The 15564-nt window shown below is 47.1% G+C and carries 15 protein-coding genes; 7 read left to right on the plus strand and 8 right to left on the minus strand.

Features of this window, described 5'->3' with window-relative positions:
* Positions 1 to 80 precede the first annotated feature (80 nt).
* On the minus strand, positions 81 to 1697 hold the full coding sequence (locus BK126_RS23025) for a glycoside hydrolase family 43 protein (RefSeq protein WP_076314870.1): 1617 nt from the start codon (positions 1695 to 1697) through the stop codon (positions 81 to 83).
* A gap of 215 nt (positions 1698 to 1912) precedes the next feature.
* Between BK126_RS23025 and BK126_RS23030 the strand changes: the two genes are divergently transcribed.
* Complete coding sequence (locus BK126_RS23030) at positions 1913 to 2857, plus strand: AraC family transcriptional regulator (RefSeq protein ID WP_083656118.1); 945 nt, start codon at positions 1913 to 1915, stop codon at positions 2855 to 2857.
* 127 nt (positions 2858 to 2984) lie between these two features.
* Here the strand turns inward: BK126_RS23030 and nfsA are convergent, their stop codons facing one another.
* From nfsA to BK126_RS23045, 3 genes are all read right to left on the minus strand, one after another.
* Positions 2985 to 3728: an oxygen-insensitive NADPH nitroreductase gene (gene nfsA, locus BK126_RS23035; protein ID WP_076314957.1), complete on the minus strand. Its 744-nt coding sequence runs from the start codon at positions 3726 to 3728 to the stop codon at positions 2985 to 2987.
* A 140-nt stretch (positions 3729 to 3868) separates the two neighbouring features.
* Complete coding sequence (locus BK126_RS23040) at positions 3869 to 4315, minus strand: DoxX family protein (protein WP_076314871.1); 447 nt, start codon at positions 4313 to 4315, stop codon at positions 3869 to 3871.
* A 52-nt stretch (positions 4316 to 4367) separates the two neighbouring features.
* Positions 4368 to 4964, minus strand: a complete 597-nt coding sequence (locus tag BK126_RS23045; protein ID WP_076314872.1) for a TetR/AcrR family transcriptional regulator — start codon at positions 4962 to 4964, stop codon at positions 4368 to 4370.
* Positions 4965 to 5475: 511 nt separating this feature from the next.
* Here BK126_RS23045 and BK126_RS23050 point away from each other — a divergent pair.
* Both BK126_RS23050 and BK126_RS23055 read left to right on the plus strand, forming a co-directional pair.
* Entirely contained in the window at positions 5476 to 6033 is a 558-nt protein-coding gene (locus BK126_RS23050; protein WP_305954052.1) for an RNA polymerase sigma factor, read from the plus strand.
* Positions 6030 to 6995, plus strand: coding sequence for a glycosyltransferase family 29 protein (locus BK126_RS23055; RefSeq protein WP_076314874.1), 966 nt, complete (start codon positions 6030 to 6032; stop codon positions 6993 to 6995). Before BK126_RS23050 ends, BK126_RS23055 begins: the two co-directional genes overlap by 4 nt.
* A gap of 133 nt (positions 6996 to 7128) precedes the next feature.
* On the opposite strand, the gene BK126_RS23060 is transcribed toward BK126_RS23055, so the two are convergent.
* The 3 genes from BK126_RS23060 to BK126_RS23070 all read right to left on the minus strand — a co-directional run bounded on the left by BK126_RS23060 (position 7129) and on the right by BK126_RS23070 (position 10300).
* The gene (locus BK126_RS23060) at positions 7129 to 9558 is read right to left on the minus strand and encodes a heavy metal translocating P-type ATPase (protein WP_076314958.1); all 2430 of its coding nucleotides are present in this window, start codon (positions 9556 to 9558) and stop codon (positions 7129 to 7131) included.
* 112 nt (positions 9559 to 9670) lie between these two features.
* On the minus strand, positions 9671 to 9871 hold the full coding sequence (locus BK126_RS23065; protein WP_076314875.1) for a copper ion binding protein: 201 nt from the start codon (positions 9869 to 9871) through the stop codon (positions 9671 to 9673).
* A 69-nt stretch (positions 9872 to 9940) separates the two neighbouring features.
* Positions 9941 to 10300 carry a metal-sensitive transcriptional regulator gene (locus tag BK126_RS23070; RefSeq protein WP_076314876.1) on the minus strand — a complete coding sequence of 120 codons (360 nt, stop codon included), beginning with the start codon at positions 10298 to 10300 and terminating at the stop codon, positions 9941 to 9943.
* 307 nt (positions 10301 to 10607) lie between these two features.
* On the opposite strand from BK126_RS23070, the gene BK126_RS23075 reads away from it, so the two are divergent.
* Together BK126_RS23075 and BK126_RS23080 are read left to right on the plus strand one after the other, a co-directional pair.
* Positions 10608 to 11210, plus strand: coding sequence for a DUF5317 domain-containing protein (locus BK126_RS23075; RefSeq protein ID WP_076314877.1), 603 nt, complete (start codon positions 10608 to 10610; stop codon positions 11208 to 11210).
* A 331-nt stretch (positions 11211 to 11541) separates the two neighbouring features.
* Positions 11542 to 13404 (plus strand): bifunctional diguanylate cyclase/phosphohydrolase, encoded by a 1863-nt coding sequence (locus BK126_RS23080; RefSeq protein ID WP_076314878.1) that lies wholly within the window; start codon positions 11542 to 11544, stop codon positions 13402 to 13404.
* 133 nt (positions 13405 to 13537) lie between these two features.
* On the opposite strand, the gene BK126_RS29530 is transcribed toward BK126_RS23080, so the two are convergent.
* Complete coding sequence (locus tag BK126_RS29530; protein ID WP_170862498.1) at positions 13538 to 13708, minus strand: hypothetical protein; 171 nt, start codon at positions 13706 to 13708, stop codon at positions 13538 to 13540.
* Between the two features lie 262 nt (positions 13709 to 13970).
* Here BK126_RS29530 and BK126_RS23085 point away from each other — a divergent pair, with 262 nt between their 5' ends.
* Positions 13971 to 14813, plus strand: coding sequence for a sensor histidine kinase (locus BK126_RS23085; protein ID WP_076314879.1), 843 nt, complete (start codon positions 13971 to 13973; stop codon positions 14811 to 14813).
* Positions 14810 to 15466 carry a response regulator gene (locus BK126_RS23090; protein ID WP_076314880.1) on the plus strand — a complete coding sequence of 219 codons (657 nt, stop codon included), beginning with the start codon at positions 14810 to 14812 and terminating at the stop codon, positions 15464 to 15466. The genes BK126_RS23085 and BK126_RS23090 overlap by 4 nt, the downstream gene beginning before the upstream one ends.
* Positions 15467 to 15564 lie beyond the last annotated feature (98 nt).

Consider the following 15564-nt stretch of genomic DNA (forward strand, 5'->3'; position numbering starts at 1 on the left):
GTTTTAAAAAAAGCTCCGAACCCTTCCGCATGGTGTTCATCCCATGCGAGGTGTTCGGAGCTTTTTTATGACTGAAGATATTATGAAATAGATTCGCTCTTATAGATAAAGTAATCAAAATCAGCTGGCAGGCTCTGTCCCGACGTATCCTGGCTGCGCATGCCGACGAACGCTCCTGTGAAGAAGCCGCCGCCCTGAATGTAATCATCAGACAGCTTATGAGATTGGAATTGCACCGGAATGGTCGTCCAGTCCTCTCCATTCCAAGAATAGGAGTACTCATAAACGTCATATTTTACATCTACACGGAGGTATACGTATTCTACCTCATCTGGAATGACAATTTCATTCCCCTGCAAAGGCTGGGAGAAGGAGAAGTTATCGCAAGCGACGAGCTCGAGGATTCTTCCCTTCTCCTCGTTCCATGTGATCTGGCAGGAAGTCCAGTTCTGCGTATTGTAATAGTTGCTGAGTCCTGCAGACTGCTGGAATGTCGTCGGATTAAATGCCACCTTGGTCTCTGCTGTGAACCGGAAGTGCTGCCAGCGTCTCGCGATAAATGCCTGTGTGAACTTCGATGAGAACGACTCTTTGCCGTACAGTCTTAAATGTCCCGGACGATCTGTGAGTGACATAATCTCACTTCCGAGCGGAATCCGCAGGCTTTGGAAATGCAGGTTCAGCACTTCGCTGTCAAAATCGTCCTTCTCCGGGAAGTCCGGACCCCAAATGACCTCTTCCATATTCGGCCCTTCAATCTGAAGCGAAGGCTGGTTGCCGCCGACTACGTAAGGCCATCCATCTCTCCATTCGAGACGCTGAATCGCCGTTTCGCGGCCGAGCGGACAGTATCCTCTTGGATCAAGCAGCGGTTGTCCTTCTCTCGAGAGTGGTCTGCCGGTCAGATGCACCAGGAACCATTCATCTGTATGGGTATGCACGATCGAGGAATGTCCTGCCTTCTGCAAAGGGTTGCGCGGATGAGCAAAGGAAGATATAAGCGGGTTCTCCGGATGCACCTCATAAGGACCACGCAGGTCTTTGGAACGCGCAAGTGTCGAGCAGTGATCATACTTCGTTCCGCCTTCTGCCGTGAGCAGGAAGTAAGTACCGTCAATTTTGTATAAATGCGGAGCTTCTGTCAGCTTAATGTCGGTTCCCTTAAAAATAATCTCAGATTTGCCAATAAGCTTCTGCTGCTCAGGATCATATTCTTGAAGCGCGATACCATAGAAAGGGTGATTCGAGGCCCGTTGATCCCATACCATGTTAACCAGGTACTTCTTGCCATCCTCATCATGGAATAACGACGGGTCAAAGCCGGAGCTGTTCAGGTAGATCGGCTCAGACCACTCTCCATCAATCGTGTCACAGGTTACCAAGTAGTTATGGGAATCCTTCCACTGCCCCTCTGTCACTTTGACATCGGTGTAGATGAGCCAGAATTTGTCGTTATGATAGGACAATGCAGGTGCCCATATCCCGCCAGAGTCGGGATTACCCATCATATTCAGCTGACTCAAGCGATTAAGCGGTCTTGATACAAGTCTCCAGTTCTTAAGATCTCTTGAATGGTAGATTCCCACACCAGGAAACCACTCGAATGTCGATACGGCAATATAATAGTCATCCCCGGCACGGCAAATGCTTGGGTCCGGGTTAAATCCCGTCAAGATCGGGTTCTGGATTGTAGCCATCGATTATGCTCCTTCTCATTACGGTCCATGCTGTTGTTTCTATAGTTATCATTTACCCAACTTATTCAGCATGATATTCCCCGTATATTTTTAGTAGTATGCTATAATCATAGCAAGGTTTATCTCGTTTACCCATATCCAGAAGAGGTCACAATTTATCCAAATCGAGCAAATAAAAATCAAATTATAAAGAAGGTTAAGAAGGTGAATCCAGCATGAACAATAGCAACGAACGCAAAAACGAGCAGCCCAAACATCGGCTCAAGTTTCCGGCGGCAGAGCTTGGTCAGGACGAGCACAAGCGCACGGAATTTATGCTGCCGGATATGAATTCTACATTCCGTGTCTTTGCCGCCCATTACCGCACTGTAGACTCCAATTGGAGTTACCCTGCTCATTCGCATCCCTTTTTCGAGGTTAACCTCGTTCTATCCGGATCACAGCGTATGAAGGCAAACGGGCAGCCTTACCTTCAGCAGCCGGGCGACTTGATGCTGCTCATTCCTGGTGAGGAGCATGAGAGCTATGCAGCTTCTGCACAGGGAATGACCTATTATTGCATTCATTTTGACGTGGATGAGCCTGCATTCAGAGAGCTGCTATGCGCCCGAAGCGGTCCTTTCTTTGATTCGGGAAGTGAACTCAGCAAGCAGATCCGGCCTGCACTGGACAAGCTTATTATGCTTACCCTGGATGAAGCGGGTGTGCGTGTACAATCACGAATGATGATCCTCTCGGCCTTGTTCGAGCTGTTTGGGGCACTCAGTCATGTGCTGTCCCAGGAAGAACACAGTACGCCTTCGCAGATTAACCCGACTGCGTCTTACGTAGCCTCCAGACTGGAACAGATGGTAGGAGATATTGAGAATGAGGATGGGGATGCCTTGGCGCATGATACCGTGGAGTCCATCGCTCAGGAGGTCGGCTATAGCACATCTTCGGTGAATCGGATGTTTTCCCGTGCGTTTGGTTTATCGCCAAGACAGTATATGTCCATGTTAATTCTTAAGAAAGCCAAGCTGCTGCTGATGGATCCCGATCTGTCCATCGAGGAGATCTCGATGAAGCTGGGATATAAGAACATCGCTCACTTCAGCAGACAATACAAGCGGTGGACGGATGAATCGCCCAGCCAGTTCCGTGCAAGATTTCATAAATAGGACAATAAATTGGCATACCGACCGTAGTAACTAATAGAAGGCACGCATTACAACTCAGAATTGTTCATTATAAAAAAGACACTGTCCGTTTAACGCAGGGACAGTGTCTTTGGTTCGAAGTATATACTTAACGCTTCATAAAGCCCTTGCTCTCAAGAAATGCCTTCAGCTGCAAGCGGGCAGGCTGCGTCAGACGCTTCGCCATCATTTCAGACCACGTTGCGGTCTGCTTGCCGGAGGAACGTTCTTGCATATAAGACGATAGTGTCTTGTCGTATTCCTTGACCTGTACCCTGGTCTCTTCACGGTCATATCCGTTCTTGTGAAGCACTGCAGGCAGCGGCAGGCGGGGCCGAAGCAGCGGCTCCTGATCCGGAACACCAAGGCACATACCGAACACGGGATATACCAGCTCAGGCAGACCCAGCAGATCAGCAACCTCGGCAATTTGATTGCGAATGCCTCCAATATATACGATACCGAGACCGAGTGACTCGGCTGCAATCGCTGCATTTTGTGCAGCAAGAGCGACGTCAATCGTTGCCACTGTATAATTCTCCGTCGTATCCTCATAAGTCTCCTCGCCAGCTGCCTCCGAAACGGCCGCTTCGCGAAGTCGATACAAATCGGCACACCAGACAAGGAAGACCGGGCATTCCTGAATATAGGCCTGGTTGCCGGCAAGCGAAGCCAGCTCATTTTTCAAGCCTGAATCTGTGACGGCGATAACGCTGTAGGCTTGCACATTACTGGATGAGGAAGCCATTTGAGCCGCAGCAATGATCGTGTTAAGCTGCTCATCCGTGACAGGCTCATTTTTGTATTTACGGATCGAACGATGATTCATTAACAGGTTAATCGTATCATTCACGACTTCTTTCACTCCGTTTTCTATATAAATTTTCATAGGCGATAGTTACGTCTTTAAGTCTACTCCCTTGCCGGGACCCTTTCAAGGCAGGCCCCGGCCGTTCATATAAGCCTTTGATCTCTCTGCATCACAATGAATGATTATACAATTCCCGGTGCGGACAAAAGAATCGCGGCAATAAACACCAGCTGGAGCAATGTTCGGACAGGCAGTGTTGGAACGGGCCGCCCGCCAATCGTTAGCCTTTCATTCGCAGCCTTCATGTTGGCGGGGAACATGGCAGCCAAGAGTACGACCAAGCAAACCGCTGCCAGCGTAGAGAGAGCGGGAATTACGAGTCCAATTGCACCTGCGATTTCCAGCAATCCGGTAATTGTCACTACCCACTCCGGCTGTGGCACCCAGCTTGGCACCATCCTGACGAGATCAGCCCGCTTGCTCCCCCAATGGGCAGAAGCCCCGAGCAGAAGCATGATGCCGGATGCTGCCTGAAGGGCATGCTGCCAGCTGTCGAAGTAATCCCACCCTGCCAATCCTAAACATCTCAAGACGATGAATGAAACAATAAGAGCATAAAAAGGTATCATACCCAGCTCCACTCCTTTTCATGATTCATATCAATTGATCGTTATCCGACAGCTAATCCCTTTTCAACATGCTCTGGATCAACGATGTAAAATCATCCGCTCTGAACAACCCCGGAGCAATTCCAGGAATAGACGACCGCAGTCGTTGGCCGAGTGAAATAAGCACCAGCAGCTCTGCCATCCGGTTGGCATCGACCGAATCGTGAATGACGCCTGCCTGCTGCCCGGTAACTATCCACTCCCGGGAATAGCGGAATGTCTGCTCATAAAAAGCCTGCAGCACCTCCGCAACCGCCGGCTCCTGCTCCTTGCCCAGCAAATACATCAGAATTTGGTTCGTTACGTTTTTTCCGTCCTCGAGTGCAGGAAAACTTTCCGCTATGCGGCTCATCGGCCCGTCAAACGTCTTCCCCCGCTCCTCTACTTCAGCCTCAAAACGGGCATGTGTTTCAGCCACAGCCTCCTGCAGAACCATTGCAAAAATTTCATCCTTCGTTTTTACATAATGGAAAATTGCCCCCTTGGATAGCTGTGAACGCTCCATGATGTCCTTCATTTTAATCGTCTCACACCCTTGCTCCCGCACAAGCTCCTTCGTTGCATCCAGCAGATTCCTGACCGTTTGCCTCTTCCGTTCCTCCTGCTTCACTGGCTTCCTCCTAATCGTTACACTGTAATTATTTGGTTATGATCTTATTATAAAAACCGACCATCGGTTTGTAAATTGTTTTTTCATGCACGTTTATCTTTGATTGTATTCCCCCACAAAGGAGCCTCCGCACTGTGGAGAACCAGCTGACCGAATAACCTCTGTCTTAAGCGTAAGTAGAATGAGCAAGGAGGCTTGTTTTTCATGGATGATCTCTCCCTTCTTCAAGTATCTTCCGATATGCTTATCCGATTCTTAAGATTAAAATGAAATTGCTGATCAGGTTGAATCAACCGCCTGTTGTAGTCCATGCCTCTTCTGAGGAGAGGCAGCGTACAACCGAAGGTACCCATACCCCAGCGAGTGTTTACACGCAGAGCGACTTTTGGCTTTGGATGCTCTGTTTTCACTTCGAGAAAATGCTTCGCATCCAAAACAACCCGGAGCGTGGCAGGCAATACAGGAGCGACTGGAACTTTTTGCGCGATTCCTAAGTCTAATGGGAAGAGAGGTGACGCACTTGGACTCAGATCATCAGATTTTATATAAACTCATGGACGAGTATGGCAACGACGTCTGGAATTACGCCTATTTTTTGACGAGAAACCGCGATCACGCAGATGATATCTCCCAAGAAGTTTTTATCAAGGTATATCAAGGGATGCATACATTTCGCGGAGACGCCTCTACGAAGACATGGCTGTTTACGATTACTCGAAATACCGCTTTTTCCTATCGAAGATCCCGCTTCTTCAAGCAGGGTCTGCTTGGCGGCCGGATCGCTTCATTGGATTATCCGGTGGAAGGCAGCAGCGCTGCAAAATACAGTACAAGCACCTCACCTTCTGCCGAGACGGAGGTTATGGAACAGCAGTACGCTGATGCGATATGGGATATCATTATGGAGCTTCCCGACAAATTCAGGGAGGTTCTTGTGCTGTCATTAAAATATGACATGAAAATAAAAGAGATTGCAGAGCTGCTGAACATCTCGGAAGGCACCGTAAAATCCAGACTGTCCCGTGCCAAGCTGAAGGCGCAAAAAGAATTAAGGAGGCTCGAAGAATGACCGATCAACATGAAGACTGGCAGGAGCGATTGAAGAAGGGGCCTTTTACAGAGGAGCCTTTTACAGAAGAGCATAAGCAGCGAGTCATCCAAACGGTACAGAATCTGACTCCTCATTCTCAGCCTAAGCCACGACCTTGGCAGTGGAGACGTATACTTATCACTGTTGGTATCAGTGGAGCGGTACTCGCTTCCGCATGGTGGCTTACACCCAATGGTGCTGTTACCGAGAACATAGCAAGTATATCGGATGAAGCGGCTGAGACCAGCCAAACCGAATCCATGGGAGCCGAGTTACATTCGTTCCCCAATCAGAAAAACAACGATAATGCCAGCTCCGAACGCACTTCTCCCTCCTCAGCTTCGGAGCAGTACAACCAGCAAGATGAGGCCGCAGCCGAGAAGGAAGACAGCTCCGGCAGCGCATCAGAGAATGTGGAAGAGCAGCTTATGACACAACAAGGCTCAGCAACGGGCACAACCGGCTCTGCCGAGAGTATGGCTGTCTCGTATTCCAGCTTCGAGGAGCTCTTAGCTGATTCCGTGCTGGCTGCCGAGATTGAAGTCTTAAATGCCAAATCAGACCCTTATGAAATTGAAGTTAAGGACGTTCTCTACTCCACAACCGGGGTTACACCCGGCGAGAAGATTAAGCTGAATTATACCGGCGTGAAGCAAGAGCACGAGCCTACCCGAGCTCAAGACAGCTACAATCCACTGTTATCGAGCGGAGACCATGCCATTCTGTTCTTACAGAAACGCGGAGATTCAGATTCTTATTATATTGCTGGAGTCTACCAAGGGAACTACATGGTGGAACAGGGTAAAGTCTCCTCTATAGGAGAAGTTCCAAGCGCCGAGGAGCTGGAACACATGAAGGAAGACAGCAGCACCTCACGGTTCGTCACAGATATGGAACTAACGAAATTTAAAGAAATGCTCCGAACCATTGTCAAAAAGTAAAATAATGGACTGAACAAATCTTATGAATTCACTATTCATTTATCCGTTAGCGACTATTGAATAAGCTAAAAAATACCTGGTCATCTCCACAATGAGATGCCAGGTATTTTCTTTCTTTGCTTCGAGCTTGATTTTACAGCTTAATCCGCTGAAGTCTTAAGGCATTGAGCACAACAGAGATTGAACTGAGCGCCATAGCCGCTCCTGCCAGCCACGGAGCGAGAAATCCGGCTGCAGCAATCGGAATGCCAATGACATTGTACCCCAGTGCCCAGAATAGATTCTGCTTGATGTTCCCCATCGTTCTGCGGCTCATTAGAATCGCATCAGGAATGCTGTTCAGGTCGCCGCGCATAAGCGTGACATCTGCTGCCTCCATGGCAACATCCGTACCTGTACCCATTGCCATGCCAGTATCTGCTGTCGCCAGAGCCGGTGCGTCGTTGATCCCATCACCTACCATCGCAACTTTTTGACCAGAGGCTTGAAGCTTCTTAATCTCTTCCGCCTTTCCTTCTGGCAGCACCTCGGCAAGCACATGGTCGATTCCCGCCTCAGCTGCAACCGCCTCTGCAGTGCGCCGATTATCCCCGGTCATCATGATCACTTCAATCCCCATTGACTTCAGACGTTCAACAGCTGCCCGGGATGTGCCCTTAATCGTATCGGCAACCGCAATGGTTCCGGCATAGACGCCGTCCACGGCGATGAGCATAGCCGTTTTGCCAGCAGCTTCAAGCTCTTCCATTCCTATCTCAGCAGCGGAACGATCCACCTTGTGTGCATCAAGCAAGCGCCGCGTACCAATCAGCAGCTCATGCCCTTGTACTACAGACTTAATCCCGTAGCCCGGCACATTCTCAAACCGCTCAGCCTCCGGAACAGCGACACCTCGCTCCCCGATCCCTGTAACGATCGCGCCTGCCAATGGATGCTCCGAAGCCGCTTCTGCTGCTCCAACAAGAGACAGCAGCTCTACTTCAGATCGACCCTCAGCAATGATGACATCGGTCAGCTTTGGCTTACCCTCCGTAACCGTGCCCGTCTTATCCAGTACAACTGTCGCGATCTCCTGAGCACGCTCCAGGTGCTCTCCACCTTTAAACAGAATGCCATACTCGGCCGCCCTGCCCGAGCCTGCCATAATAGAGGTTGGAGTCGCTAATCCGAGAGCACAAGGGCAGGCAATGACGAGTACAGCGATTGCTTTTTCCAGAGCTGCCGCGAATTGGCCCTGCTCCACGAAGAAGAACCACACCACAAATGTCACTACCGCAATCCCTACAACGATGGGGACAAAGATACCCGAGATGACATCGGCGATTCGCTGAATCGGTGCCTTGGACCCCTGCGCTTCTTCAACCACCTTAATAATCTGTGAAAGCGCCGTGTCTGAGCCTACCCGTGTAGCTCTCACTGTGAGCACGCCATTTTTATTAATCGTCGCACCCGTTACGCTGTCGCCCACTTGTTTATCTACAGGCAGACTCTCACCGCTCAGCATAGATTCATCTACAGAGGAATTCCCTTTCTCAACAATCCCATCCACAGGAAACTTCTCACCAGGCTTCACAATAAGCAGGTCGGATACAACAACATCTGCAGCCGGAATACTTATCTCCTGCCCGTCACGTATGACCATTGCCGACTGCGGTGCCATCTCCATCAAACTGCGGATGGCCTGAGAGGATCGGCCTTTGGCCACACTTTCAAACCATTTGCCCACCAGTACCAGTGTAATCAGAATTGCACTGGTCTCGTAATACAGCTCGGCCCCATGATGGCCACCCTCCATTGTCCAGCTGATCGTCAGATACAGACTGTAGAAGTAGGCCGCCGACGTACCGAGGGCAACAAGCACGTCCATATTCGCACTCTTGCTGCGAAGAGCTGCATAGGCACCTTTATAGAACTGAAAACCGATAATGAACTGAACCGGTGTTGCCAGGAGGAGTTGAAACCAAGGGTTCATGAACAGCTCAGGCACATAAATCCACGAAGTGAATGAGAAATGGCCTACCATAGCCCACAATAATGGAATCGATAATATGGCAGATATGATCCATTTCCATTTTTTGCGCGCCATCTCCTTCTGCCTGATTGCCGTGATGTCTTCCTTCGATTTCTGCAGCAGAGCGCCATAGCCAAGCTGTTCCACCTTACGGACGAAATCCTCGGGCGCAGTCTCACTCCCATCATATTCAACGTGGGCTGTTTCCAAAGCGAGATTAACACTCGCACTCGTCACGCCAGGTATTCGGCTAAGCCCTTTTTCAATCCGTGTCGCACATGCCGCGCAGGTCATCCCTGTAATGTCCAGATCTACCCGTTCCACTACCGTTCCATACCCGAGTGCTTCGACCTTGCTTCTAAGATCACTGACTTGAACGACGGCCGGATCATAACTTACAGAAGCTTGCTCTATAGCGAGATTAACATTTGCACTGTGTACACCCTTCATGCGTGATAGTCCTTTCTCAATGCGGGCAGAACAAGCAGCACAGGTCATTCCTGTAATATTTAACTTTGTATGCTTCTCGCCGCTTACGGTAGGCGAATTCATATGAATCATCCCCTAATACCCCTTAGGGGTATATAATTGATCTGAAAAAAGCAGACCAGAACGGACTGCTCTTCGCTCATTGTTCACTTCATATAATCCATTCTCAAATAGATTAAACCACGTCATAACCTTGATCTTCGATCGCATGCTTCACTTGATCCACAGTTACCTTTTGTTCATCATATTCTATCTTAACCGTACCGGAGGCCAAGTCCACTGTACCTTTTGCTCCGACGCTCTCTAGTGCACCTTCAACAGACTTCACACAATGGTTACAAGACATACCTTGTACATTCAACGTTACGTTACTCATATTCAATTCCTCCCATTTTCATTGTGATTTATATTATAATCCAGACTTTCAGCACCATCAGCAACAATACTACTTCATAAGCTTCTTAACCGTCACCAGCAGCTCGTCAATCACTTCATGCTCACCTGCCTGGATTCGATCAATGACACAGCTCTTCATATGCCCCTCTAACAGAAGCTTGCCGACACCGTTTAGTGCAGATTGAACAGCCGCAATTTGCGTGAGCACATCATCACAATAGGTATCTCTCTCAATCATGCCCTTTATACCGCGAATTTGACCCTCAATCCGGTTCAGACGGGTTGTCAGAATATTCTTCATTTCATCAGAGTGATGACTGTGCCTTACTCCTTCCTCTTGATGTCCTGAATGGGAATCATGGCAATGTACTGTGTTCTCACCTTCAACAGCTATCTTCTTAACATCCATTCACATGACCTCCTTCCATTCCTACACTCAATATATTATACCCCCGTAGGGTATGTCAATACACCAATACACACTTCATCTGCGATTATTTTTAAAAAATTTGTAGGTCTATGTACCTTTTCATAAATATTTGAAGTGAATTTCTAATCATAAGTCAGATAATGATTCAGAATCAGACAAGAAAATGGGTATCAGACAAATTAATCAAAAAAATTTCTAAATTTTTTTAAAATTCATGAAGGATTTACCAAATTGAAGTCGAATAACAATGCTACGATAAAAATTTGAAACTAACGGAGATTGATACATGGTCTATGATGGTATAATTCTAGGACTTATCGTAGGACTTTTCAGAGGCGGCTTTAAGCACGGTCTCATGCAGTTTGGACAGATCAAGCTACGAGGCGGATTAATTTTCCCAATATTGCTGCTTATCCAGTTTATCATTTTCCGTTTTCAAGGCAACGCAGATTGGCTTGCACCTGTTTCAGGATATTTCTTTATGTTCCTCTACATTGTAGGAATGTTCTTCTTGTGGGTGAACCGTCAGAACAAGGGATTTCTGATCATTCTGATTGGCGTATTCCTGAACTTTATCGTCATGGCTGTCAACGGCGGCCGTATGCCTGTCTCTTTAGAAGCTGCCCAAGTTCTCGGGCCTTACTATACAGAGCTTCTGACCAGCGGTGACGCTGTGTACAAGCATTACATGCTTGATGCCTCCACCCGCTTATCCTTTCTGGGAGATATTATCCCGCTCTCGAGTCCTTACCCTCGAACCCAAGTCATTAGTATCGGGGACGTTGTCATGAACCTGGGTATATTCCTGTACATCCAGAGTATTATGGTACCGCCGAAGAAGGATTCTGAAGATCAAGATCTCGCACCAAGTTTAAATACATCAAATTAAGACGAAGGAGGATACATACCATGAAAAAATCTAACATCGCCCGCATCATCATGAACGGGGTAATTGTTGCTTCTGTCGTTGTGGCATTGACTTCTGGATTTGCTTTCGGCTAGGACTTATCAGCTTTATTCTTTTTTCAAAACAGGCCACATAGCCTGTTTTTTTCTTTATACACGAATCTATTTCATCGATAATCCCAAGCCGCTCTAGTCGAGAGTATATCATTTTAGATTCTTCGTTTAATGAGTTGTGAAATTAATTCACACAGTCGTTTAATGTCATGATAAATTATATAAACATACGATGAATTTAATAGGAGAAATTAGATTTCATGACAACCTTTCTATCAAAAATAAAAAAAGTAGATATTAGCCAGTGGTATATCGCAGCTCTCTGCTTAGCGGGCATGATTACCTTCAGTCAATATAATGGCGGAGCCTTCTTCAGCTACTCACCGGAAGAATGGGTCACCTTATACATCATGCTGGGTGCCACGCTGATACTTAATAGCCTTACCTTTCGATTACCTCCCGAAGGAAATGTGATGTCGTTTGACTCTTCTATATACCTTGCATGCATTTTCATATATGGGGGCGAAATGGCATTAAGCGTGTTGCTTTTTTCGTTTCTATGTTATTTGATCTACAAACGAAATGTCCCATGGTGGAAGCAGCTAACGAACTTCACTCTGTACTCATTGATGATATCACTATCGGATACGGTATACGAATCTCTAGGCGGAACACGTGGCAGTGTAGATGATCAAAATCTCCCCGTGTATATGATTTCGCTTGCGGTATATTTTTCGGTCAATACATTTGGAATGTTCATGTACTACTACCTTTTATACAGGAAGGATCTGTACAACACACTCAAAGGTTTTGTCAAAGAGACTATGCTCGTGTATTTATGTATGCTTATTCTGTCTCTCGTCCTTACCGTGCTGATTGTGCATAATGGAGTGTTGGGCCTCATCCTGTTTCTAGGTTTGGCTATATTGCTGTCTCACGCGTTTCGACAACTGTTTAATATGTATCATCAGATTCTGAATCGTTCAAATTTGGATCAACGAACCGGACTGTACAATCACAGTTATTTTGAGAGCTCACTGGAGACAAGCATCGAGGAAGCACGCAAGAACGATACACCGCTCACTTTAGCGATGATTGATATCGATGATTTCAAGAAATACAATGACAGCTTCGGACACCTCAAGGGGGATACACTTATCAGCTTTTTGGGTTCTCTCCTCAAGGAGGAAACCAAAGGCACTCCTATCATTGCATCAAGATATGGCGGGGAAGAATTCACCCTGCTGATGCCTGGATATGCCATAGAAGAAGCGCGCTCATTCGTCGATCGAATTCGAAAAAAATTAAACGATACTCCTTTTGATGGTGTAGAAGTTTTTCCTCATAAATGCTTGTCCTTCTCTGCCGGTATTGCCGAATACGAAATTGAACTGTATGACAAATCCCAGCTGGTCGATTATGCGGATAAAGCGCTCTACTATGCGAAGAAGCAAGGCAAGAACACCGTGCATACTTACGGATGTAATATCGAGATGGAAGCGGATATTGATCTGGATCAAGAAATTCATTATATCGAGCAGCAGCTTAATCTGTTTATATATAAGGACATTGATACATTCAAGCATTCGAAGCGAGTATATAAGTATGCGCTTGATATGAGCGGACATCTTGCTCTGGAGAAGGAAGAGCGGCGAAATTTTATACTCGGGGCCTTAATTCATGACATTGGTAAGCTCGAAATCCCTTGGGGTGTGCTCAACAAAAAAGGCAAGCTGACCTCAGAAGAATGGGAAACTGTCAAACAGCATGTCACTTGGGGCAAAAAAATCGCCATGACAGATCATCGGTTCAAGGACCTGATCCCCTATATCGAGCTTCATCATGAACGGTATGATGGCAAAGGCTATCCCCACGGACTTAAAGGCAAGGAGATTCCGAAGTTGTGCCGAATGCTTACCGTAATCGATTCCTTCGATGCTATGACTTCAGAAAGACCATATCAGAAGACAAAGACGTTCGAGGAAGCCATTGTGGAGCTGCGTGACTGTTCAGGAACACAGTTTGATCCGAAGCTGGTGGAGCTGTTCATCTCTTACATCCAAATGCAAATGCCGAGATCAGAGTACATGGAGATGGGCAACACCACTGTCCTATCCAATTAACAGCCAGCTCAGCCCTAACGATATTAGAATTACCGATATACCCTGACATCAAAAAACCTATGTGATTCTACGAATAGCCGTAGTAATCGCATAGGTTTTTTTACATGTTAGAACAACAAGCTTCTAAATTAAATTATGATTTCTTTACATCCAGTTCATGAGAGGTTTGATGAAGCTCTTTAATCATTTGTTGTAAAAACATACTTTGCTGTCTCGTAATGCCCCGCTGATTCTCTCTAATCAGCATCCGTTCGATATTCTTCTTGAGTATTTCACTTCGACGCTCCAATACGGCTTGACTCATGCTTTTACTACACTCTCCTTCAATCCTTTTCTCTTTCTCTATACAAGTATATCGAATTGACCTTGGGTTAAGGAAGGGTGATTCTCTGTAATAATTTCATCTCAGAAGTGCTTAGCTGGTATTTAACGTACACCTTCTACTATAGGCATACAATTCCTCTTGAATGCTTGGGCATCTTAGGCTATAGTGTTCGTTCGTCTCCAGATTAAAGGTATAATAGAAATTAATTCACAACATGCCTAGAAGGAGACTGAAGCTGGCAATGAGCTATAAACAAATGAAATGGATGATCTTATTCATCCCAACCATTACCGTTGGTTTGTGGGAATATATACGTCACCAGTTTCTCATGCCCTATCTCTCAATGGAGGCAGGAAACTGGCTGACGCCGGTAATTATCTATCTCATCAGCGTCACTTTATTGAATAAATTGTTTACGATTATGGAGAAATCGCAGGCTGAGCTGGAACGAGAGAAGGCAGCGAAATCTGCGCTGGAAGCCAGGGAGCACCTGGCACGGGAATTGCATGATGGTATAGCCCAGTCGTTATTCCTTTTATCTGTCCAGCTTGATAAAGCCGAACGTAAACTGACAGGCACCCCTAACGAAGGCGAACTGCAAGATGTTAGAAAAACTGTACACGAAGTGCATCACTATGCCAGACAAGCGATCGCCCAGCTGAGAGTTCCTCATAGTGAAGAGAACAACGTCGATTCTCCTCAGCAGCTGCTCAGACAGATCGAGGACATGGTTGCAGACGGCAGATATGACTCCCGTATTCAATGGAAGCTCTCCGATGAAGCGCTCACGACCAAAGAACATATCGAGCTCATTGCCTGTATTCGTGAAGCCATTCTAAATATTCGCAAGCATGCCAATGCCAGCACAATCTCTATAACAGGAACAGGAAATAAGGAGCATTGGAAGGTGTCCATTACAGATGACGGAATTGGCTATACAGGTGATCCGGAACAGCGCAAAGGCCGGTATGGGCTTCGTATAACGAGAGGTCGTGCGGAAGAAATGGGCTGGAGATTTCACTTCAGCAACATGGAGGGCGGCGGAACTTGCATGCAGATTATCAAAGGAGAGGATGCTTCATGAACAAGACACGCGTACTGATCGTCGACGATTCAGCCCATGCCCGAGCTGCCATGGAGTCGATATTATCGGAGGAGCCGCTGTTTGATATTGTAGCTACCGCATCAAGCGGCGAAGAAGCACTGGTGTTGACCGAGGAATGGATGCCTGATCTCATCCTCATGGATATCCGTATGCCAGGGATGGACGGACTGGAGACCACACGGGCGATTAAGCAGCGCTATCCGTATGTGATTATTGTGATGGTTACGGTCTCTGATGATGTGACACATCTGTTCGAAGCACTCAAACAAGGAGCGCAAGGATACCTGTTCAAGAACTTGTCCTCCTCAACCTGGCTGGAATATCTAAGGGCTGTCGTCAGTGACGAAGCCCCGGTTAACCCGGAGCTGGCCTACCGCATATTGCAGGAGTTCCCGAAGACCAAGAAGAGGGATGATGGCAGCACACCGCTGACCACCCGAGAACGAGAAATTCTGAACTGGGTTGCCTCCGGCAAGACCAATCGGGAGATCGCCGACCGACTTGGGATTTCGGATCAGACCGTGAAGAATCATCTCAAAAATATTTTACAAAAGCTCCAGCTGGAGAATCGTGTCCAGCTCACCAGGTATGCACTTGAGCAGGGCTGGATCGAACGTGATTTTGAGAACTGAGCTGTACATACAGGCCCCGTTCTCCGCCGCACGAATGCAGCTGCAGTCTCTATTAAAAACAGCTGTTTCCTGAATGCAGGAAACAGCTGTTTGACTTA

The sequence above is a fragment of the Paenibacillus sp. FSL H7-0326 genome (genome assembly GCF_001955535.1).
Classification (GTDB): Bacteria; Bacillota; Bacilli; order Paenibacillales; family Paenibacillaceae; genus Paenibacillus; species Paenibacillus shunpengii.